Here is a 207-nt window from a genome sequence, read left to right as displayed (position 1 = left end):
AGGTCCCGTCATCGCGCGGGGTGACCTTGAATCTGTCGGTGCGGCTGCCGTTGAGCGGGGTGAAGGTCGCGTCCTGCGCACGCTTTCCCTTTACTTCGAAGTTGAAGGGAATGGGATCGCCATCGATATTGAATTCGCCGCGCCACACCCCTTCGGCAGGAAATGGGGCGGTGGCTGCGGCCGCTGCAGGCAGGACCACGGACAGGC

The 207-nt window shown here is 63.8% G+C and carries 1 protein-coding gene; it reads right to left on the bottom strand.

Annotation, left to right across the window (positions count from 1 at the left end):
• Positions 1 to 207, bottom strand: a 207-nt coding sequence (locus RRF55_RS29475; RefSeq protein WP_439419523.1) for a hypothetical protein, incomplete at both ends; no start/stop codon positions are given.

The sequence above is a fragment of the Klebsiella sp. K47 genome, assembly GCF_051858335.1.
In the GTDB taxonomy this organism is placed as follows: domain Bacteria; phylum Pseudomonadota; class Gammaproteobacteria; order Enterobacterales; family Enterobacteriaceae; genus Klebsiella; species Klebsiella pneumoniae.
This window is presented reverse-complemented; position numbering and strand designations above follow the sequence as displayed.